Origin of the sequence: Candidatus Rickettsia kotlanii, from assembly GCA_030295365.1 — a bacterium.
GTDB lineage: Bacteria > Pseudomonadota > Alphaproteobacteria > Rickettsiales > Rickettsiaceae > Rickettsia > Rickettsia kotlanii.
Genome location: AP027062.1, coordinates 79,355 through 100,552, shown reverse-complemented (window position 1 = coordinate 100,552; position 21,198 = coordinate 79,355). Strand labels below are relative to the sequence as shown.

Below are 21,198 nucleotides of genomic sequence, written 5' to 3'. Positions count from 1 at the left end.
TTTTAAAAATATGCCAAGTGAATTAACTATATTGGCAAATTTTACAATAAAAAGTACTTCTGCCTGAATGCTTTGTCTTGATAATAGTGCTAGAGCAGCTTAAACAACTTTGTCCCTCTCTACCGTAAACCATAAGTTGCTGAGTAAAATAACCAGGTTTGTTATCGCCGTTTACAAAATCTTTAATAGTAGTACCGCCGGCAGTTATAGCTTTAGTTAACACATCTCTAATCGATTTAATTAAATTTTCTATTTCATCATCCCTTAAATCGCTACCTGATTTATCCGGATGAATTCTAGCTAAATGAAGACTTTCGGAAGCATAGATATTACCGACTCCGACTATAACTCTATTATCCATAATCAAGTTTTTTATTGGTATTTTTTTAGTTTGTAGCTTATTTTTTAGAGAGTCTAACGTCAATAAATCAGAAAAAGGTTCTATGCCTAAATCATTAAAAAATTCTTTTTCTAAGAGATTAGTCTTAAAACTATAAATCATACCGAATCGTCTAGTATCGTTGAAAATTAACTTTTCGCCGTTACTTAAATCAAAAATCACATGATCATGTTTTTGAGTTTTATAATTAACAGATTGCAGAGTAAATCTACCGCTCATGCCTAGATGAACTATTAAAGAATAATCATTATTAAAATCTATAATTAAATATTTTGCACGACGCCTAACATCCAGTATATTAGTATTTAAGATTTCTGTAGCTAAAAGCGGGGATAGCTTATAACGTAAATTATCTCTTTTTAACTCTACATTTTCTATAATAAGCCCGATTAGCTTATCTTTTAGAGAGTTTTTAAGAGTTTCTACTTCAGGAAGTTCTGGCATTTGATAATAATATTTATAATAAAAAACTATGAACCAAACAAATTTTGGCTTTAAAAAAGTAGACTACACTAAAAAACAAGGTTTAGTAAATAACGTTTTTTCTAATGTCGCTGATAAGTATGATTTAATGAATGACTTAATGAGTTTGGGATTGCATCGCTTATGGAAAGATGAATTTATTAGGCAAATTCCAAATCTTAACTCTCATATATTAGATGTTGCTAGCGGTACCGGTGATATTGCTTTAAAACTTGCTAAAAAAGCAAGAGATAGAGTTAATAATATCTCTTTAACTTTAAGTGATATTAATGAAGAAATGTTAAAGCAAGCTAAGAAAAAAGCAATAGATCTGAATTTATTTCAAAATCTTAAATTTACTGTAGCAAGTGCTGAAGCACTACCGTTTCCGGATGATAGTTTTGATTATTATACTATAGCATTCGGTATTAGAAACGTACCTGATATAAATAAGGCTTTAAAGGAAGCATGTAGGGTTTTAAAGCCAATGGGCAAGTTTATATGTCTTGAGTTTTCAAAAGTAAAGGAAGGGTACATAAAAGATTTCTATAAATTTTACTCATTTAATGTTATACCGAGTATTGGTCAAATGATAGCGGGTAATAAAGAGGCATATGAATATTTGGCCGAAAGTATAGATTTATTCCCCTCACAAGACGAGTTTAGAATAATGATTAAAGACGCCGGTTTTGAGGAAGTCGGTTATAAAAATCTAAGTGGCGGAATAGTTGCTATCCACAGTGCGTATACTCAATGAACTTCAAAAATTGGCTACGTCGTTCTACAAGATCTGCGGTACTCTCACATATTAAGTATACGCTCCGCTCATCGACTTATGAACTCCTTGCTCTTTTTAAAGTTGATCTTTGTATACTACTCTTTATTTTACTTCGGAGTATATAATAGATGATAAGTAATTTGTTTAATTTAATACGTGTTTTTCGTATCATCAGTAAAAAGCAAATCTTAATTGATTCAAGAAGTCCTAAATATTTTAGGTTTATCGGTTATATATTAGCCTTATTTTTTGCTCCGGTCTCGTTAATAAAAAAATCACGGGAAGATTACGGCAAACGCTTAATAGATTGTTTAAGTGATCTTGGACCTATTTATATAAAATTCGGACAAACTCTTTCGACAAGAGCCGATTTAGTAGGAGCAGAGATAGCAGGTTATTTAAGATTACTGCAAGATAAGCTACCTCCGTTTGATGGTGGGGTAGCTAGAAGGTTGATAACATCGTTGCGAGGAGACATTTATGTCGATGAAGCAATCTCAGCAAGCAAACAAAAGATTGCCACGCAGTCTACGACTATGAGTCATGACATCCTCCCTTTCTTACACCTCGACGATACTCCCATCGCTGCCGCATCAATTTCGCAGGTACATAAAGCACAACTTATAACCGGTGAATATGTTGCAGTAAAAATTTTGCGTCCGGGTATTCATAAAAAATATAACAGAGATATTAAGCTACTATATTTTCTTGCAAAAATTATCTCAAAATTTCCTAAAGCAAAAAGGCTAAAACCAATTAAAGTAGTCGATAAATTTCATGAAACTATGAAATTTGAGCTTGATTTACGTTTAGAGGCGGCAGCAGCTTCTGAGCTGACGGATAATATGCGAAATGATATTAACGTGATAATCCCTAAAATATATTGGGATTTAACATCAGAAAATATACTAACCACCGAGTGGTTAGATGGTACTTCTATATATGATACTTTGCTACTAAGGGAAATGGGGTTAGAACCAGCAAAAATATCTCAGGATTTTGCAGTAATGTTTTTCAATCAAGCCTATAGAGACGGATTTTTTCATGCTGATTTACATGCAGGGAATATTTTAGTGAATAAGCAAGGTAAGATAATTTTACTTGATTTCGGTATTATGGGCAGACTTAAAGAAAAGGATCGTTTGGCTGTTGCTGAAAGTCTATTTGGCTTTTTAAGGCGTGATTATAAATTAGTTGCTAAAGTACATTTAAAAGCCGGCTACATCCCATCAAATACCGATTTAGATTTATTCGCTCAAAGTTGTAGAGCAGTTACCGAGCCTATAGTAGGAATGCCCATAAAAAATGTTTCCATAGGTAAGCTGCTTGCACATTTATTTAAAATCACGGAAGATTTCGGTATGGAAGTACAACCGGAGTTGTTGCTATTGCAAAAGACTTTAATAATGGTGGAAGGGATAGGCAGACAGTTAGACGGTAATGTTAATATGTGGCAGCTTGCCGAACCTTGGATTAAAAAATGGGCCGTGAAAAATCTAAGTCCTGAAGCGAAGTTGTTACGATTGGTAAAAAGCATGACCTAGATAGTCTAGAAAATATTATTTGACATATAAAAATTATTAATATTATAGCCTTATATATTAAGAAATTTATTATTATGAAACTAAAAGATTTGTTTATTAAATATCCTATTACTACTCCTTGTTTTAGTTGATTGTAAAAATGATAAATTAGTATTTCCTTCAGATAAAGAACAAAAATATAAAAAAGACCTAAAAGAAAAAATAGGAGAGGAAGAGTTTGAAAAATTAGCGGCTTTAGATAAAATTATTCAATGCCTCGAAAACTTAGAAAATATAACTTTAGTAAGTATAGCAAAACATCTTGATAAACCACTTATAGTAGCAAAATTGCTTAATGATGTACAACGTGAATATTATAAATCCATATAGATCCCGATAATAATATTAAATCGATTTTGCATTTCTCAGAAATATATTTTATCGGTGATGTAGGGTAAATATCGGCTGAAGTTTTAAAACGCGAGTATAATGTTGGTACTATACAGCAAAAATCTTTACCGAAAATCATGGCATTATGGCCCACCCCTTACTATTAAACTGGATTCAGAAAAATAAAGAGTATAACAACCCAGATATAGATCCTCAGGTAATGGAGAATATCGTTTTATTGTGTGGAGAGGTTAGTATGGATTTACCTGTAAATGAAAAATTATAGTAAAAAACCATTGCAAGATAACCATGACTTTTAAAATTAACAAAAATGAAAAAGTAAACTTTTAAATTATATAAAGGTATTTAAATGTCTAAAAGCCAAGAGCAAGAGCAAGAATCCATTGATAATATAAGGCAATAGCTTGATGAAGAATATAAAAACCTTTCTTCGTGGGTTCAAGTTGGATATTTAGCTCTTGGAGCTGAAACAGGTAACCAAAAATATGATGAGTTAAATAAACGATATCTAGATCTTAATAAAGATAATTTAGGTATAATACAAAGTGTTGTCCAAGCAGTCGGGAATGTTCCTAGTGCATTGCAGTTTACCTGGGAGGCTTCTCAAGTTTTATCTGATCTTGCATTGGAGCTTAATAACCTCAGAAAAGCGAGAAGTGCTACCACTAGTGTAGGTTCTATTGAAGCTGGTTACAATATGATAGCAGATGCAGTATCGTAAAAAAATGTGCTTCTGTTTTACATTCCGGAACTATATCCAATAGTTCAAAAGAAACTCTTTTACAGTCTAAAGTTATCCCATATCTTCTCACGCCTATTTTAAACAAGAGGCTTAGCAAAATAACAAAAAACTTTCAAACTTCCAAAACAGAAACAATAAATGTATTAGACAAAATAAGTCCTAGATTTATCAGAGAATTATCTACACTAGGAGTAGATTTAATATCTAAAGCACTAGAAAGCGATTTAAGCCCAAAAGCACAAGAAATATATAAAAGAATATTAAACAAAAAACGCGTCATCTCAAGGTGCTATAAAAATATACATGACATTATTACTTCAGACAAAGTAAAACCCCTGCTTAAATCACGATTTAGTGCAATTTTAAAAAAATCCTGATAATCAAAATGGGTGAGTTCAAATTACAGAAAATATAATAAATAATAAAGCACAAAAAATCGCTAAACTTGAATTAATTGCAAATACAGTAGCACTACTTGTAAATTCTAGCGAAAAATTAATTGAAAGTACTCCTTTAGTTATAAAAGCTTATAGTCAGCTTAAAGAAAATCAGCGTTGGACTAAAATTAACCTAAATATGGAAGGGTTAGATACTGAAACTAAAAAAGAGTTATTAAAAGGCAAGAAACCTCAAATAGTAGAGTTAGTTGTAAATGTCAAAAAAATTATTGATAATTTATCTCCTGTTTTAGAAACAGAATTACCGTGATATTTAGATAGTAATAAATAGGATATATTAGATGTTTTAAAACATTCTAAAGTAAAGGAAAGAATAGAATCACAAGGGAAAGATCCGGAGTTCTATGCCTTTTTTAAAAGATGCTCTGCCGTCAATTACTAAACTTGCAAGCCTCGCTCTTCCCGATAGTGATAAAGTTGCTGATACAAAAATTTCAGTTAATTAAGCTACTTCCAAAGGAAGAGAAATTAAAAGAAGAAAAAATAAAAGAGGTAAAAGAATTGATTAGTCCTTTGATACAAATTAAAAACCATAATCCGGAAATAAGAACAATAATTGAAAAAGACCTTCCTGAACTATTAACAAAAAACATGCAAGTAGTTTAAGACCGGTTATAGATGAGTTTTGAAATGAAATACCTAAGGGGCAAAAATTAAAATTAGACGGTGAAAAATTAGTAAAGATAGCCGGTAAACATGCACCTGAATTAATTCAAATTGCCGATAAATTTAGCAAACATGAATACGGTAAAATTATATTGCTGGCGTTAAAATTATTATCAGATCCAAAAGTGCTAGGAGTAGTAGCAGAAACTATAGTTAATTTAGTAAAGATAAAGAAGTGGTAGGACCGCATACAAGTAAGGTATTAGAAGAAAGACAAAGAGAGATAGGAAAATCCAGTAGAGGAGCCTAAGTCCTGTGCACTTTTAATAGAATAATCATAATTATGGCTCTTTTTAGCTGGAAATTATTAAATTTTTTGCAATATGCATAACTATTCCTTTAAAAATCTTATTAATTTTCGCTTAAAAAGATCTAATTATAATCATTAATCAAAAGTGCACAGGACATAGAAACATCTTGCTATTATTTGATTTAAATTATATTGTAAATTCAAAGTATCATTATGAAATTACAAGGATGATAGAAAGACATTATTATTTAACACATATCACAGGTGCTCTTGAGATATTCCCTATTTGTGCCATGCTCGGTCCAAGGCAATGTGGTAAAACTACTTTAGCGCACGCTTATGTTAAACAGCTTAAAGAAGATGAAAAGAGCTACTTTTTTGACCTTGAGGATCCAGCTCACTTAGATCAATTTAAGAATCTTAAAACAACTCTTGAGCCTTTAAACGGTTTAATAGTAATTGATGAAATTCAAAGACAACCTGAAATTTTTCCTTATTTAAGAGTTCTTGCTGACTATTCAAACAAAAAATTTTTAATATTAGGTAGTGCTTCTAGAGAATTATTGCGACAATCTTCAGAATCATTAGCCGGCCGTATTGAATATATGGAGCTTACTCCGTTCAATTTAATAGAGATAAATGATTTTAGGGAGTTATGGTTAAGAGGTGGTTTTCCTAAATCATATTTAGCAAAAAATTATGTCCAAAGTCTTAGATGGCGTAATAGCTACATCACTAGTTTTATCGAGCGTGATTTGCCTAGTTTAGGAATATCTCTTAATGCACATGTAATGAGGCAGTTATGGATGATGCTTGCTCATAATCATGGGCAATTATTAAATTATAGCGAGCTTGGAAGGTCGCTCGGTTTAACGGATATGACTATCAAACGTTATACTGAAATATTAGAGCAAACTTTTATGATTCGGTTATTAAAACCTTGGTATGAAAATATCTCAAAACGTCAAGTGAAAGCACCGAAAGTCTATATACGAGATAGCGGAATACTACATGCATTATTAGGGATTCACGAACATGATTGGTATGTTCACCCAAAACGCGGTCTTTCATTTGAAGGGTTTGTAATAGAGGAGTTAATACGTAAATTTAAAACGGATGCAGAGTATTTTTTTTGGCGAACGCAAACAGGAGTAGAATTAGATTTGTTAATTATTAAGCATGGTAAGAAATACGGCTTTGAAGTAAAAAATGCTGATGCTCCTAATATTACTAAATCAATGCATACCGTTCTTGCCGATTTGCAGTTAGAACATTTACATATTGTTACCGCCGGGAATAATACATATAAAAAAACAGAAAAAATAAGTGTAGTTGGGATAGCAAACTTATCTAATTTACAGCTTGGTTAAAGTATATAAGTTACCATATTTCATTACCTTTAGTCTTATCATTACTTAATAATTCATGATGTAATCATTAATATTATCTAGTAATATATCTAATTCAGATTTTTCGGTGCTAATAACTAAACTGTTATTAATTAATTTTAAACTACACATATGGGTTTTTAGTTTTTACGTAAATGAATCTAATAGGAACGCCCGGCATGTCAAAAGCCTCACGCATATTGTTTACTAAATACCTAGTATAGCTATCGGTAATTTTTTCTGGATTATTAGAGAATAGCTTGAAAGTAGGGGGGCGGGTTTTGGTTTGAGTCATATATTTTACACGCACTCTTCTGCCGCCTTTTTGTAAAGGCAGCGGATGTGCTTCCGTAGTAAAATTAAGCCATTCATTTAATTTGCTAGTAGTTATTTTCTTATTCCAAATTTTATAAATTTTAAGACAAGCATCTAGCACTTGTTCAATATTTTGTTTATTTATTGCTGCAATGAATAGAACGGGGATACCTTTAGCCTGAGGCAGATGAGTATTTATCTGATAATAAAATTCTTCCTGAAATGCTTCTTTTTCGGATTCTTTAACTAAATCCCATTTATTCACTACTATAACTATACTTCTTCCTTCATTTACCACATGGCTTGCAATATTTAAATCTTGCTGTTTTAAAGGAGCTAAAGCATCAATCATTAAGATTACGGTATTAGCAAATTTAATACTGTTAATAGTATCCGATGCCGATAATTTTTCTAAAGACTCTGTAATAGTAGATTTCTTGCGGAGTCCTGCCGTATCAATCAATTTAATATGATTATTTTTATATTGCCAATCAATTTCAATTGATTCACGAGTAATGCCGGCTTCAGGACCGGTTAATAATCTTTCATCATTAATAAGAGCATTTATAAAAGTAGATTTTCCGGCGTTAGGTCTGCCACTAACTACTATCTGCAAACAATCTCCTTTAATTGGATCGGCTATATTTGTTTCGATTGATTCTGCTTCAGGTAACTTGGCAATAATTTCGTCATATAAATCAATTAAGCCTGTGCCATACTCGGCAGAGATAGTTATCATACTATCAAACCCTAATTTGTAGTATTCTTTATCAAAATCAAAAGCTTTCTCGCATTTATTAACTACCAATATAGCAGGCTTATTATATTTTCTAACAAAACTACTAAGTAGCTTATCACCAGGTAATATTCCGCTTCTACCGTCAACCATAAAGCAAATTAAATTTGCCTCTAAAATTGCTTTAGTAGTCTGTTCCATTAACCTCTCTCCCATACTATTAGGATTCTCGTCAAGTCCTGGGGTATCAATTAACAAAAATTCAAAAGAGCCGATTTTGCCGTCTGTATATTTTCTATCTCTAGTGACGCCTGGCAAATTGTGAACGATAGCTTTTTTACGTATGCTTAATCTATTGAAAAGCGTTGATTTGCCTACATTCGGACGACCAACTAAAGTAATGATTTTCTTAGTCATTATTAATATATTATTATGGTTAAGAGAACTAATAATGCCCCGATAAAACCTACTATATTTGCTATTATAATAGGTATATTTTTTATTAATATGCCGTATATAAGCCAACTACAAAGAGCAATAGCACTTATAGTAAAGGCGGGCATAGAAACAGAAGCCGAAGATTGGCAGGTGAAAATCTTATGAGCCTGTACATAAAACATCAAATTGCCGATTGTACCGACAATCGTTATATATTTTTCGTAAAATGTCATGAATTTTGGAGACATATATTTATTTTTAAAAAGTGGTCTATGTCATTCCTGTGTAGGCGGGAATCCATTAAAATCATATAAAAACTTGTTTTTATATGGTTACAATATTAAAGATTAAAGCTATTTTTTGGGCCCCCGCCTACGCAGGAATGACATACGGCATCCTAAGATAGCAACATTCCACATTGACTATCCCTTAAAACTCACAATTACCGGTATATGATCTGAAGGTTTTTTTTGAGTCCTTAAATTATAATCCATATAGCAATTTTCTAAATAGTCAATAGTATTATTACAACCAAGAATCATATCAATCCTCATACCTTTATTTTGTTCAAAACATCCGGCTCTATAATCCCACCATGAAAATTCTTGTTTACTCGGATGCATTAATCTGTACAAATCCTCAAATCCGGAATTTAGAATAGTGCGTAATTTTTTTTGTTCAACCTCAGTAAAACAAGTAGTTTCAGCCAGTAGCTTAGGTGAATATACGTCTATATCGAATGGTGCAATATTGAAATCACCGCCTATGATAGTTTTTTCGTCAAAAGATTTTTTAGTTGATAGATAATTGATAAAATTATCATAAAATGCTAGTTTTGCTACAAATTTATCGCTACCGACAAATGAACCGTTAGGAGCATAGAGCGAGATTATATTACAAAATCCTATAGGTAATGATAATTTTATTTCTAAGAATCTTGCTTGATCACTGCAGTCATTATTTGGAAAATCCTTAATTATTTCATCGGCAGGAAATTTTGAAATTATAGCAACACCATTATATGATTTTTGCCCGTGAACATAAGAATTATAAGGTAGATCGGATAATGCATCAAAAGGAAATTTTGTGGTTTCGCATTTTATTTCTTGCAATAATAAAATATCCGGATTTTCTTTAAATAAAAAATTACGCAATAAATTAAGTCTTGTTTTTATGGAATTAATATTCCAAGTAGCTATCTTCATGTTTATTTTTCTATACCTTCTAATTTGTCATTACGGAATCGCCACTCAAGAAAACCAAAATGATAAACTAAGAGACTAGTAATAAATGCTCCGGAAATTACTATACTCATTGAATATTTTATTGTATGATAATTTGGGTTACTACTGTACATATCTAATAATATGCTAAAAGCTATACCCCATAATACAGTGATTTCAATGCTAACTCCTCTTGGTATCCTCTTAATTGAATTTTCTTTCATAATAAAATCTCGTAATATTGCACCGCAATTAGCTATAATGAAAGCAAAAAACGGGACCCAAAAACTTAGAGGCTCAATTTTATGAATAATAACCATTGTAACTCCTCTCAGTAGTATAAGTAGCTCCTGCTGTTATGTCGGCATGGTCGCTTTGAATATCTAATTGATCTTGATACCAGCTATCTTGATTGTACTCAATATTGATACCTATTTTTGCAGCAATAGTGTTAATTAATTCTATATTCATACCGGGAACGGTAGTATCGTTTGAAGCAGCAATTAAGTATTGATAAGGCTCATTTACATACCATGCATTTATCAAAGTTTTTTTATCAGCTGTTCCTTTGCATTCTAAAATTACTTGTTGTGCGTTTGTGTCTATGCTTAAAGCATACAAATTTTTAGAAATGAGAAGTATAAAAATAAAAAGCTTTTAAATTTTCATGGTCTGTATTTTTTTAGAATTAAAATGTCATCCCGTAGCAATATTTTATTGTCATTGCGAGAAGAATTACGCAGTAATGCGACGAAGGAATCTCAGGAGCTTATTATTATTTCATGAGATTGCCACGCAGCCTACGGGCTGCTCGCAATGACGATAAAAACCAAAGCCTTTAATCACGAACTACTCTAATTTCACCGTCAGAAAATTTAATATTAAAAATTTTTTCATTCGCAGCAGTAATTTTAGAAGATAAAAAATTACCCGTTTCTCCTTTAACTATAGCAAAACCTCGTTTTAATACGTTGTGATAATCAAGACTTGCAAGTAACGTACTATTTAATTCTAATTTATACTCAAAGTTTTTCAAAGTATTATTTGTCGATTTTGATAGATAAGCTGTTTGATGTATTAATTCTAATGTTTTGTAATTGATTATTTTAGCAGGGTTAACTCTTTCTTTAGAAAAAGATTGAATCTTTGTTTCTTGTAGTTCAATAAAGCACGGTAAAGCATCTAGTAAATTAAAACCGGTTTCGTCCAGTAATTGCTGCCTATTATTTATATAGTGAGAGAGATATCTGTGTATTTTATCGTAATTTACTATATTTTGTTCGTGGTATTTAATTAACCGGTTAGTATTATTCAATAATATTTTTTTATAAGATTGTAGCGTATTATTTAAAATAGATCGTACCGGTACGGCAAATTCTGCGGCAGCAGTCGGTGTTGGAGCTCTTTTATCGGCTGCTAAATCTATTAAAGTATAATCCACTTCATGACCTACTGCGGAAATGATAGGAATTTTTGAGTTATAAGCAGCACGTACTAATATCTCATCGTTAAATGACCAAAGATCTTCTATAGAACCGCCACCTCTAGCAACAATTATAACACGTGGTTTATTTACCTCTTCTAAATTGTTAAATCCTTCAATTGCTTCAGCAATTTCATTGCTGGAATTTTCGCCTTGTACGCTAACCGGCCATATTATTATCCGAGTCGGAAAACGTTCGCGAATACGATGAATAATATCTTTAATAACAGCACCGGTTATTGAAGTGATAACGCCTATTTTATCAGGTAAAAAGGGTATAGGAATACGTATTTTATTAAATAAGCCTTCTTTCTCGAGCCTTGCTTTACGCTCATTTAGAATTTGTAGCATAGCTCCAAGTCCTGTGGGTTGCAAATTATCTACCGATAATTGATAACGTGAATTACCTGCATAACTTGAGAGTTTACCACTAATTACTACTTCCATGCCGTCATTTAAAGGCAATTTGATTTTAGCAAGAATAGGACGCCAGCAAGTACAGGCTAAAATGGCGGTATTTTCTTTTAAGTTAAAATAAGCATGACCTGAGTTTGCTGTTTTTAAGCCTGAAATTTCGCCTTTTACCTTAATATAGCCAAAATTATTTTCTAATAGTTCTTTGATTTTATTAGAAATCTCACTAACTGAAAACTCTTTGGTTGCTTGATGTGCAATGAAATTGTATAGCATTTTATTAGTACTTGTTTTTTTGCGTTGAGGGTAACACATTATTCGTCATTACGAGGAGAAACTATAAGTTTTGACGAAGCAATCTTAGGAGTTTATCCTACTTCATGAGATTGCCACGTCGATGCTATGCATCTTCTTGCAATGACGGTTATCATCTCCATAGAATAACCTTGCACTACAAAAGAGCAAGCAAAATTTTTTATTATTTGATATATTGCTAATAGCTTGCTATTATTTTTTACTATTAAAATATATTTATTAATATAAATGCTACTGCGAATAATATGTTTGCTTATTATCATAATATTTTCTTTGGTAAGTTTTGCTGCTCTTTCTAAGAATGGTCAAAATATTAAAATAAGCAATATTATAGCTGACTTCGTAGAGTATAATGAAAATCAGGATTTGATATATGCTAAAGGTAATATAAGAATTATCACGGATAAGTATTTATTAACGGCAGATAATTTACTTTATGATATAGAAAACAATATTTTATGGGTAGAAGGTAATATCCGAATTAAGGATAAACAAAATCGGATAATAGAGGGAAACAAAGCGATTTTAAAAGATGAATTTAAGAAAGGTATCATATCGGGATTCATTTTGCTTTCCGGTGATAATAATCTTTTAATTGCTAAACTTGCTGAAAGAATAGATGAAAATAATCTTAAGCTGCACCATGCTGAGTTTACCCCTTGTGATGTCACTTGTAATAGAAACCCTATTTGGCAAATTGCTGCTAAGGATGCTTATATTCATTCCGTAGAGCATAGAGTAGTTTATAAAGACGTGTTTTTTGAAGTATACGGTGTACCGATTTTTTACTTACCGTATTTTTTCCATCCGACTCCTACAGCCCCTGCAACTTCTGGATTATTGGTACCTAACTTCAAAAATAAAGGGTTTGGCGTCCCCCTATATCTACGTGCAAAACCTAATATGGATTTTACTCTCACTCCAAGAATTTTTAGTAAATATCAAACTTATAAGCTAGAAGCACGTTATCGCCTGAATGATACCGATAATATGAATTTTCAAGTTAGTTACGGTAAATTACCGTATTTTCTAGAAAAAGACGGAAGTGTAGTGAAAAATAAAAAAGTTTCTTCTTATCATTATATAGCAAGTGGTAATTTTATTAGTACCGATAAAGTTTATGATTACGGTTTCAGAATGGAGCGTACATCGGATAAAGCTTATTTAAAAAATTATTATAATAACTACGCTTCATATTTAACTTCTAAAATATTCTTAAATAAAATTCATGAGGTTGATTATTTTTCGGCGGAAGGATTAAGTTTTCAAGGCTTAGGTAGTAATGATCGTAAATATACCGATCCTCTAGTATTACCAAAAATCAATACAAAAAACGTGATAAATCTGAATGATAATGACAACAGCCATATCGTTGTTGAAAATAATACATTAATGTACAAAGAAAGAATAGGAAAACAAGTTGCTAGAACCTCTTTACAACTATCCTTTATGCATAATGTGCTGACTGCTTCAGGACAAATTTTTGATTTTGCTGCTAAAGATAGAGGCGATTTTTATCTTGCTAGACGGGCTTATGTAGATAAGCCGAGAGAAAGTAAATCATTTCAAAGGAATATACCGGAATTGCAAACTTTATGGCGTTATCCATTAGTAGGCAATATAACAAAAACGATAAATTTACTTATTGAGCCGGTAGTTTCTTTTACTATGGGACGTAAACTATCTAAGAAAGATAAAAATTTTGTTATAATTGATCCTGCTAAATATGAATTATCCGAAAAAAATATCTTTTTATCCAACCGTTATAGTGGTATTGATTGCCATGATTTCGGTAATAGATTAAGTTACGGCTTAAATACTAGTATTGCTAAAGAAGAAAATCATTTAAAATTATTTTTAGGACACTCCCGTAATACAAGATATAGTATAGATTTGCCGGCTGATGATACAGAAAATGTAGGGCAGATACTAGGTAATCTTTCTAATAATTTAGAAGTGTTTTATAGCTTTCGGAAAGATAGATATTTCAGACCCATTAGAGATGAAGTGGGAGGAAATTTTAACTATGATAAGATTAACTTTCTAGGTAGTTTTATTCAGCTTACCAAGCTTAACAAATATTATTCTTCTGTAGAAAGTATAAAGGTTTCAAATAATAGAGTACGACAATTTTATGGAGACATAAATTATCAGCTAACGGGAAATTGGACTATAGGCTTTGGTGCACGCATTGATCTCTCTAGACGATCTTCAAATTTACTGACTCGAACTATTAGGATGACATATGTTAAAGATTGTGTTAGAATTACTGCAAAGATTTATTCCGATTATCTAGCCGATGGAAGTAGAGGAATCAAAAAGACTACCTCTTCGCCGACTATTTCTATCGGTTTAAAAGTTTTAAACGTGTGAGTATACTCGTTTTATTTGAAAAATTGGCTACGTCGTTTTATAAGTTCTGTGGTGCTCACGTACTAAATGTACGCTCCGCTCCTTGACCTATAGACTCCTTGCTCTTTTCCCAATAAAACTTCGTCTACTTACTGGTCACTTATTCAGAGTATCACATGAGAAAATTATTATTAATCATTACCGTTTTTTTTACTTTTAATGTAGCACAAGCATCATTACCGAATATAGTAGCATTCGTAAATGATGAACCTATTACTCTTAATGAGTTTCGTGCTAGAAAAAAAATGATTATGGCACTAAATAATGTTGAAAGTCTAACGCCTGTTCAAGATAAGCAGCTAAGTGACTTAGCACTCAAGAGCTTAATTGATGAATCTTTGCTTTTTCAATATGCAGGAGATAGAGAAATCCCGCAAGAAGAGATAGATAACGCTATTAAGTCTATTGAAGATCGTAATAAAATGCCTCACGGTTCTCTTCTTCAGTATCTAAAAAGCAGATCGGTTAATCCTGATAGTTTTGTTTCCCAAATTAAATCTGAGTTGATTAAAATGAATATTTTATCAAGTCTATCAAGATCGGTACAAGTAAGTAATAAAGAAATAGATGTTGCAATTTTATCTAGCGATCAAAAAGACGTAGAAATTTCAATGCAAGTATTTACATCTAAGGATGGTGGCAATAGAGCGTTTACGCAGATGAATAATTTGAAAAATCGACTAAAAAAATGTGCGGATGTTAAAAAATCACTTTATGATAATTTTGCTACTATGCAAATTATTACCGATAAGCTTAGCAAGATAGAAGGCGTAAAACAAACTATTGTAAAGGACTTAACTCCTGATAAAGCAAGTAATGTTTTTGAAGTAAATAACAAATTTGAAATAACATTAGTGTGTAGCAAAAAAATCTTAAATGTTAATGAAGATGAAAATAATTATGTAGTAAATTTCCTAACTAATAAAAAGATTTCGCAAAAAGCACAAAAAATGTTTGAAAATATGCGTAAAAAAGCAGCTATAAAAATAATGTTGCCATCTTAGTGTAGTGTGTGTTATTCTATGTCATTCCCGCGTAGGCGGGAATCCGGAAAAATAACCTTGATTAATACAGAATTATATTTGATAAAAACAAACATATAACAACAAGTTTTTATATGTTTTACTGGGTTCCCGCCTACGCGGGAATGACATACCCTATGCTCCCTTCAATTGCAAAACACGCAGCTTTACATCAAGTTAATCCTCTTAAAAAGCACGGACAAAATTTTATTTTTGACAGTAGTCTATGTGATAAGATCGTACGTGCAAGTAACCTGGCAGAAAATAGCCGAGTATTAGAAATAGGGCCCGGCACAGGAGGGTTAACTAGGTCAATATTGCAGAAAAATCCTAAATCCTTAACTGTTATAGAAACAGATGAGAGATGCCTCCCGCTCCTTAATGAGATTAAAGAATATTATCCTAATCTAAATATTATTAAACAAGATGCTCTTAAAATAAATTTAACTGATTTAAGCTATGATATAGTCAATTCAGTTGGATTTGCATACAAGAAGCTAGAAGCGAAGCCTATAACTAATAGGAGAGTGACGAGTAATGATATAGGCGAGTCCAAATCAATTGACTATAAAGTAACTATAATCTCTAATTTACCGTATCATATAGGTACTGAGTTAGTGATCAGATGGCTGAAAGAAGCGCGGCTAATTACTAGTATGACGCTAATGTTACAAAAGGAAGTAGTAGAACGTATTTGTGCTATGCCCTCAACTAAAGCATATGGCAGATTATCGGTAATATGTCAGCTAATAGCTAAAGTAGAAAAGTACTTTGACATAGCGCCAACTGCTTTCTATCCACCTCCTAAAGTATATTCTGCGATAGTTAAACTAATACCTTTAGAAAATCCGCCGTCTATTGCTCTGATAAATAAAGTTGAGCAAATAACAAAGCTTGCTTTTGCAGGACGACGGAAAATGATCAAATCATCACTGAAAAATCTTGTACCTAATATACATGAAGTATTAACTCAGTTGAAAATCAATAATAATTATCGCGCTGAAAATCTTACCCCTCAAGATTATTTGAGAATTGCTGAAATATTATAGCTTGCATCACTCAGCTTTATCTAACTTTTTTGCTTCTGCTTCTTGCTGTAGTTTATTCTGCTGCTTTTTCTTCTATATAGTTAAAAAAGAAATAACAGAAAGTTAAAAAACTAGTCAAAACTATTCCAAGAGTTATTAGTATTAACTTAAGCTCTTTCCTTGCATTTTGACCTTTTAATTTCTTTTCTTCCTCTTCATCAATATAAGACTCAGAGGTTAAAATTTCTTCTTCTTTATATTTTTTACTCTTTAAAATTAGCTTATATATTAATGATAGAGTTTAATTATCATGTGAGAGAAGTAATTTATAGGGGGGGGGAATAAGTCAATAATTATATATTTAATAAATCTATCTTACTCAAAAATACGGCTTTTTCTATTTACTAGGTAAATATAATTTAGTTCTTGAGTCTTATAATAAAGCAATTGAACTTGATCCTACAAATTCTGAAGCACAATATAATAAACAACATTTATTAAAGCGTATGTATTATTAAGTAAAAAATGCTGAAAAGCTTTTACTTATTGCCTTTTCAATCATTCTGTTTGCTAGATTTTTTTAGTCTAAAATAAGCGAGGCAAGTGATGCTATTCATTTATTGTCATTTGCTTGATTGCGATGCGAATTAATACATTAGGGGCACAGCTACGCATTAATTTCGGTTATCGCTACAGGTTCCCTTGATATCAACAGCCTCAAGTGCCTATAAGATATTTAAAAGTTCCAGCGTGAGCAAAAAAAGACGTTTAGTAAATTTAATATTGGGGAACTTAATATTGAAACCTGAAAAGCTTGATTTTATGCTGTGTTCGTCGTTTGATATATTGTGAATTTTCCTAAAAATGGTGAATGGTACCCGCGGCCGGACTTGAACCGGCAAGAGCTTACGCTCCACGGATTTTAAGTCCGTTATGTCTACCATTCCATCACGCGGGCAGCTGTGGACATTCAGGTTGCATTTGCTAAGCAAGTGGACAGATTAATAAAAAAAATACCAAAAAGCAAGTACTTTTATCGTTAATAATTAGTCTGATATGCAAAAGTTATTAAACACCTTTAAAATCGTTAGTTTACTTATTAATTTATTAGATAATTAACTTAAATAGTGACAAAATAGTAATAATATGATAGGTTAGTTTCAGAAAGTAATACTTTCTCTTGCATGTTATGGACATGTTTATTGACAAATGCCGCAAGGTAAGGTAGTTTTGCATAATGAATTTTATCGGCTCTTATATTTAAGTAAGGCTTAAAGTAAAATTTAAGTTTTAGTTATTATAAGCGTGTGTTAAGTTCAAATAAGTAATTTCTATCTAATAAAGGTTTTTATGGCTACAAATATAGTAGGTAAAGTTAAGTGGTATAATTCTACGAAGAATTTTGGATTTATTGAACAGGAAAATGGTGGCAAAGATGTGTTTGTACACAAATCAGCCGTAGACGCAGCAGGTTTACATAGTCTTGAAGAAGGACAAGGTGTAATTTTTGATCTTGAAGAAAAGCAAGGAAAAGCCTATGCTGTTAACCTCAGAATTAAATAAATATATTTATAATACCAAAAGCAGTTATCCAAAATTGTTTATAGTTTAAGGTAGCCTAGTCATCTTTATCAAAATAGTAAATATTTTGTTTTTGTCTTATAATAACCTATATAATTTAAGTATAATAAATTATTTTTACTAAAGGGTATGAAAGTGCCCTAAATCTAATAATATTATTCTGGCTTGAATAAGATTCTAAAATAGTTTCATTGTTCATTATCGTTTTATATATTTAGTTAGTGTTTTGTAATCTAGCTTAAGCATATTTTTTGATTCAGGATAATTATATAAGTCGTTATTTTAATTTACTATAACTTATTTTTTATACAATAGACCTCTTGCATCACTGGTCTTATAAAGGGAATAAACACTGCTACTCTACACAGCGTACATAGTTAAGTATGTAAGGATGAGAGAGCAGCGTCGATGTCTCATATATCTTTAAGCAATGAGTTATGTTAAGAGGTCTAATCAATAATGTGCATATTTTGATTTAAAACTATATTGGATTATATAATGAAAAATTTTAATTTATCTGAAGAATTAATTATTGCTCTCGAGACAATGAATATAACTGCGCCGACTGAAATACAAAAACAATCGATTCCGGTTGCAATGGCGGGATCGGACATACTTGCTTCTAGCCAAACAGGTTCAGGCAAAACTCTTGCTTATTTATTGCCGTTAATTGATTCATTTATTAAAAATAAAACTACTGCTTTAATTCTTGTTCCGACTAGAGAATTAGCAACACAAATACACAGTACTTTAAATAAAGTAACTACATCCTATAAAATTAATAGTGCAGTTTTGATAGGTGGTGAACCGATGCCTAAACAATTTATACAATTAAAAAAGAATCCAAAAGTGATTATCGGTACGCCGGGGCGTATTATCGATCACTTAAATAGGGAAAGTCTAAAAATTGATCGTATAGGCATAACCGTACTTGACGAAATGGATAGGATGCTTGATATGGGGATGAAAGAACAATTAGAAGAAATCAATAAATTTTTACCGGAAAAAAGACAAGTTTTAATGTTTTCTGCTACTATGCCAAAACATATTATTGCTATTTCTCAAAAATATCTAAACAATCCGGTACGTATTACGGTAGGTGCTACTAATAAAGCAGCTGTAGAAATAAAACAGGAATCAATGCATGTTTCTGATAAAGAAAAATTTAGTGAATTAACTAAACAACTTGGTAATAGGGAAGGATCGGTCATTATTTTTGTGAAGACTAAACGCTCTGCCGATCAATTAGCTAAAATGTTGAAATATGAAAATCATACAGCAGAAGCTATACACGGTGATTTAAGTCAGCGTCAACGTGCAAGAGTAATTTTATCATTTCGTAAGTCAAACCATAGAATAATGGTAGCAACTGATGTAGCGGCTCGTGGGCTTGATATTCCTCATACACAGCATGTTATTAATTATGATTTACCTATGTGTCCTGAAGATTATTTACATAGGATAGGTAGAACGGGTAGGGCAGGGGTTACCGGACATGCGTTGTCTTTTATTTCTCCTGATGATGTTATTAGATGGCGTGCAATCGATCGTCTAGTAAATAAAGGAGAATCTACGCCACGTAGTGAGTTTAGAAGTGACAAAAATAATCGTAAAAGATCATTCGGTAAAAGAACCGGTGGTGACGGTAAAAAGTTTAATGCTTTTGATAGTAGCCGTAAAAGAACCTTTGATGGTAACAGCTACAGTAATAAAAGAAAGAAAGTATCGTAGTGTAGGTTTACGTCATTTATATCATTGCGAGGAACATTGTATAGCAATTGACAAAGCAATCTCAAGAGTTTACTATTATCTCATGAGATTGCCACGCAGCCTACGGCTGCTCGCAATGACAATTAGATATCCATGCGGGTAATGCCTTCGCAGGAATGAAATTTGTATATTTTAAAGGAGGATAAATTCATAAGTTTAAATTTTTCACGATTTCAATATATATCTAATATTTTCTTTATATTAATTATTTCTTTTCCCGGGGGCTTAATTTATTTACTTGCCGGTTCAACTCTTTCTTTTTGGCTTCGAGAATCCGGCTTTGATAAAATCACTATCGGGCTTTTTAGTTTAGTGAAGTTTATTCATATATTTAAATTTTTATGGGGTCCTTTGCTTGAAAAAGTAAGTTTTGCTCCTTTAAGTAAGCGGGGATATAAGTATTGTTTAATTATTGCTTTGGTTAGTTGTATTTTTTGTGTATATGTTCTAACAAGTTTTAACCCTAACACTCATTTTATACCATTTGCTTTATGCTTAGTAGCTGTGACATTTTTTTCGTCCATTTATGATATGTTACTTCAATCATCACAGATGTTACTGATTACAAATAAAAATTGGGGCATAAGTGAGGCATCTTGTATTACAGGCTTTAGAATAGGTATACTTATAGCAGGTTCAGGAGCATTATATTTATCTACTATCATATCCTGGAAAGATGTTTATCGTGCTATGACAATTTTATGTATACCGTCATTACTATTAATTATAATCTATCCGCTTAAATTTAAAGATAAGATAATTATTAATGATTTTGAGAGATTTTGGCATGCTTTTTATGATTTTGTCAAGAAACCTAAATGGCTAATAATTGTTAGTTTTATGCTTCTATATCGTCTTCAAGATAATTTTTTGTCAATTATGCCGAATATGTTTTATCTCGATATTGGGTATACGAAGAAAGAGTTAGCTTTTGGATATAAAGCTTTCGGTATGTGTGCTGCAATTCTTGGAGGTTTTATAGGTGGAGTTTTGTGCCGAAAATATGAATATTCTTATTTACTTAAAAGAGTATTAATATATCATGCTTTATCTAGCCTATCTTTTTTATTTCTCTATTTTTATAATCGAGATATTACAAGTTTGTATATAGCGGTCTTTTTTCAAGAATTTACCAAGGGCTTAACTATGTCGCCGTTTTTTGCTTACCAATTAAGATGCTGTAGTTCTAAATATTGTATAACCCAAATTGCTTTAATTACTTCTATTGCTTATATTAGTACCATATTTTTTGGTAGTATTTCAGGCTATGCAGCTACTTATTTAGGCTGGACTTATTTCTTTATTGTAGCAGGATTTTGTTTTATACCGGCTTATATATTAATTAGATATTTGCCGCCTTATGTTATTCCTAGCTAAAAGCGG

General features: G+C 31.7%; 20 protein-coding genes, 1 tRNA gene and 2 pseudogenes. 13 read left to right on the top strand and 10 right to left on the bottom strand.

Features of this window, described 5'->3' with window-relative positions; all coding sequences use genetic code 11:
- Positions 1-22: 22 nt before the first annotated feature.
- Positions 23-844 carry a bifunctional DNA-formamidopyrimidine glycosylase/DNA-(apurinic or apyrimidinic site) lyase gene (gene mutM, locus QUD19_RS00605; protein WP_498808185.1) on the bottom strand — a complete coding sequence of 274 codons (822 nt, stop codon included), beginning with the start codon at positions 842-844 and terminating at the stop codon, positions 23-25.
- A 28-nt stretch (positions 845-872) separates the two neighbouring features.
- On the opposite strand from mutM, the gene ubiE reads away from it, so the two are divergent.
- From ubiE to QUD19_RS00575, 6 genes and pseudogenes are all read left to right on the top strand, one after another.
- Positions 873-1,619: a bifunctional demethylmenaquinone methyltransferase/2-methoxy-6-polyprenyl-1,4-benzoquinol methylase UbiE gene (ubiE, locus tag QUD19_RS00600; RefSeq protein WP_498808184.1), complete on the top strand. Its 747-nt coding sequence runs from the start codon at positions 873-875 to the stop codon at positions 1,617-1,619.
- A gap of 149 nt (positions 1,620-1,768) precedes the next feature.
- Positions 1,769-3,184 carry a 2-polyprenylphenol 6-hydroxylase gene (ubiB, locus tag QUD19_RS00595; RefSeq protein WP_498808183.1) on the top strand — a complete coding sequence of 472 codons (1,416 nt, stop codon included), beginning with the start codon at positions 1,769-1,771 and terminating at the stop codon, positions 3,182-3,184.
- A 437-nt stretch (positions 3,185-3,621) separates the two neighbouring features.
- Positions 3,622-3,839, top strand: a pseudogene (locus QUD19_RS00590) (hypothetical protein).
- Between the two features lie 1,053 nt (positions 3,840-4,892).
- A complete protein-coding gene (locus tag QUD19_RS00585; protein ID WP_498808182.1) occupies positions 4,893-5,024 on the top strand; it encodes a hypothetical protein in 132 nt (43 codons plus the stop codon).
- A 167-nt stretch (positions 5,025-5,191) separates the two neighbouring features.
- Positions 5,192-5,380, top strand: coding sequence for a hypothetical protein (locus QUD19_RS00580; RefSeq protein ID WP_498808181.1), 189 nt, complete (start codon positions 5,192-5,194; stop codon positions 5,378-5,380).
- A gap of 537 nt (positions 5,381-5,917) precedes the next feature.
- Complete coding sequence (locus QUD19_RS00575) at positions 5,918-7,060, top strand: ATP-binding protein (RefSeq protein ID WP_498808180.1); 1,143 nt, start codon at positions 5,918-5,920, stop codon at positions 7,058-7,060.
- A gap of 142 nt (positions 7,061-7,202) precedes the next feature.
- Here QUD19_RS00575 and der read toward each other — a convergent pair whose 3' ends face one another.
- From der to QUD19_RS00540, 7 genes are all read right to left on the bottom strand, one after another.
- The gene (gene der, locus QUD19_RS00570; RefSeq protein ID WP_498808179.1) at positions 7,203-8,546 is read right to left on the bottom strand and encodes a ribosome biogenesis GTPase Der; all 1,344 of its coding nucleotides are present in this window, start codon (positions 8,544-8,546) and stop codon (positions 7,203-7,205) included.
- A 2-nt stretch (positions 8,547-8,548) separates the two neighbouring features.
- Positions 8,549-8,815 carry a SemiSWEET family transporter gene (locus tag QUD19_RS00565; RefSeq protein WP_498808178.1) on the bottom strand — a complete coding sequence of 89 codons (267 nt, stop codon included), beginning with the start codon at positions 8,813-8,815 and terminating at the stop codon, positions 8,549-8,551.
- Positions 8,816-8,989: 174 nt separating this feature from the next.
- Complete coding sequence (xth, locus tag QUD19_RS00560) at positions 8,990-9,772, bottom strand: exodeoxyribonuclease III (protein WP_498808177.1); 783 nt, start codon at positions 9,770-9,772, stop codon at positions 8,990-8,992.
- A gap of 2 nt (positions 9,773-9,774) precedes the next feature.
- The gene (locus QUD19_RS00555) at positions 9,775-10,110 is read right to left on the bottom strand and encodes a hypothetical protein (protein ID WP_498808176.1); all 336 of its coding nucleotides are present in this window, start codon (positions 10,108-10,110) and stop codon (positions 9,775-9,777) included.
- A complete protein-coding gene (locus tag QUD19_RS00550) occupies positions 10,094-10,411 on the bottom strand; it encodes a transporter substrate-binding domain-containing protein (protein ID WP_498808175.1) in 318 nt (105 codons plus the stop codon). Before QUD19_RS00550 ends, QUD19_RS00555 begins: the two co-directional genes overlap by 17 nt.
- Positions 10,412-10,628: 217 nt before the next feature.
- Entirely contained in the window at positions 10,629-11,963 is a 1,335-nt protein-coding gene (gene xseA, locus QUD19_RS00545; RefSeq protein ID WP_498808174.1) for an exodeoxyribonuclease VII large subunit, read from the bottom strand.
- A 92-nt stretch (positions 11,964-12,055) separates the two neighbouring features.
- Complete coding sequence (locus tag QUD19_RS00540) at positions 12,056-12,265, bottom strand: hypothetical protein (RefSeq protein ID WP_014409496.1); 210 nt, start codon at positions 12,263-12,265, stop codon at positions 12,056-12,058.
- Between QUD19_RS00540 and QUD19_RS00535 the strand changes: the two genes are divergently transcribed.
- The 3 genes from QUD19_RS00535 (at position 12,231) to rsmA (ending at position 16,485) form a co-directional block, all read left to right on the top strand.
- Positions 12,231-14,375: an LPS-assembly protein LptD gene (locus QUD19_RS00535; protein ID WP_498808173.1), complete on the top strand. Its 2,145-nt coding sequence runs from the start codon at positions 12,231-12,233 to the stop codon at positions 14,373-14,375. The genes QUD19_RS00540 and QUD19_RS00535 overlap by 35 nt on opposite strands.
- Before the next feature lie 155 nt (positions 14,376-14,530).
- Positions 14,531-15,418 carry a SurA N-terminal domain-containing protein gene (locus QUD19_RS00530; protein WP_498808172.1) on the top strand — a complete coding sequence of 296 codons (888 nt, stop codon included), beginning with the start codon at positions 14,531-14,533 and terminating at the stop codon, positions 15,416-15,418.
- 155 nt (positions 15,419-15,573) lie between these two features.
- Positions 15,574-16,485, top strand: coding sequence for a 16S rRNA (adenine(1518)-N(6)/adenine(1519)-N(6))-dimethyltransferase RsmA (gene rsmA / locus QUD19_RS00525; RefSeq protein ID WP_498808171.1), 912 nt, complete (start codon positions 15,574-15,576; stop codon positions 16,483-16,485).
- Positions 16,486-16,491: 6 nt separating this feature from the next.
- Here the strand turns inward: rsmA and QUD19_RS00520 are convergent.
- Positions 16,492-16,741 (bottom strand): annotated as a pseudogene (locus QUD19_RS00520) (RP671a family tick cell line-upregulated protein).
- A 91-nt stretch (positions 16,742-16,832) separates the two neighbouring features.
- On the opposite strand from QUD19_RS00520, the gene QUD19_RS00515 reads away from it, so the two are divergent.
- Positions 16,833-16,982, top strand: a complete 150-nt coding sequence (locus QUD19_RS00515) for a tetratricopeptide repeat protein (RefSeq protein WP_084520609.1) — start codon at positions 16,833-16,835, stop codon at positions 16,980-16,982.
- A 354-nt stretch (positions 16,983-17,336) separates the two neighbouring features.
- On the opposite strand, the gene QUD19_RS00510 is transcribed toward QUD19_RS00515, so the two are convergent.
- Positions 17,337-17,422, bottom strand: a tRNA-Leu gene (locus QUD19_RS00510).
- Between the two features lie 392 nt (positions 17,423-17,814).
- On the opposite strand from QUD19_RS00510, the gene QUD19_RS00505 reads away from it, so the two are divergent.
- From QUD19_RS00505 to QUD19_RS00495, 3 genes are all read left to right on the top strand, one after another.
- Complete coding sequence (locus QUD19_RS00505) at positions 17,815-18,027, top strand: cold-shock protein (protein WP_498808170.1); 213 nt, start codon at positions 17,815-17,817, stop codon at positions 18,025-18,027.
- Between the two features lie 516 nt (positions 18,028-18,543).
- Positions 18,544-19,776: a DEAD/DEAH box helicase gene (locus QUD19_RS00500; protein ID WP_498808169.1), complete on the top strand. Its 1,233-nt coding sequence runs from the start codon at positions 18,544-18,546 to the stop codon at positions 19,774-19,776.
- Positions 19,777-19,944: 168 nt separating this feature from the next.
- Complete coding sequence (locus QUD19_RS00495) at positions 19,945-21,192, top strand: MFS transporter (protein ID WP_498808642.1); 1,248 nt, start codon at positions 19,945-19,947, stop codon at positions 21,190-21,192.
- Positions 21,193-21,198: the final 6 nt, after the last annotated feature.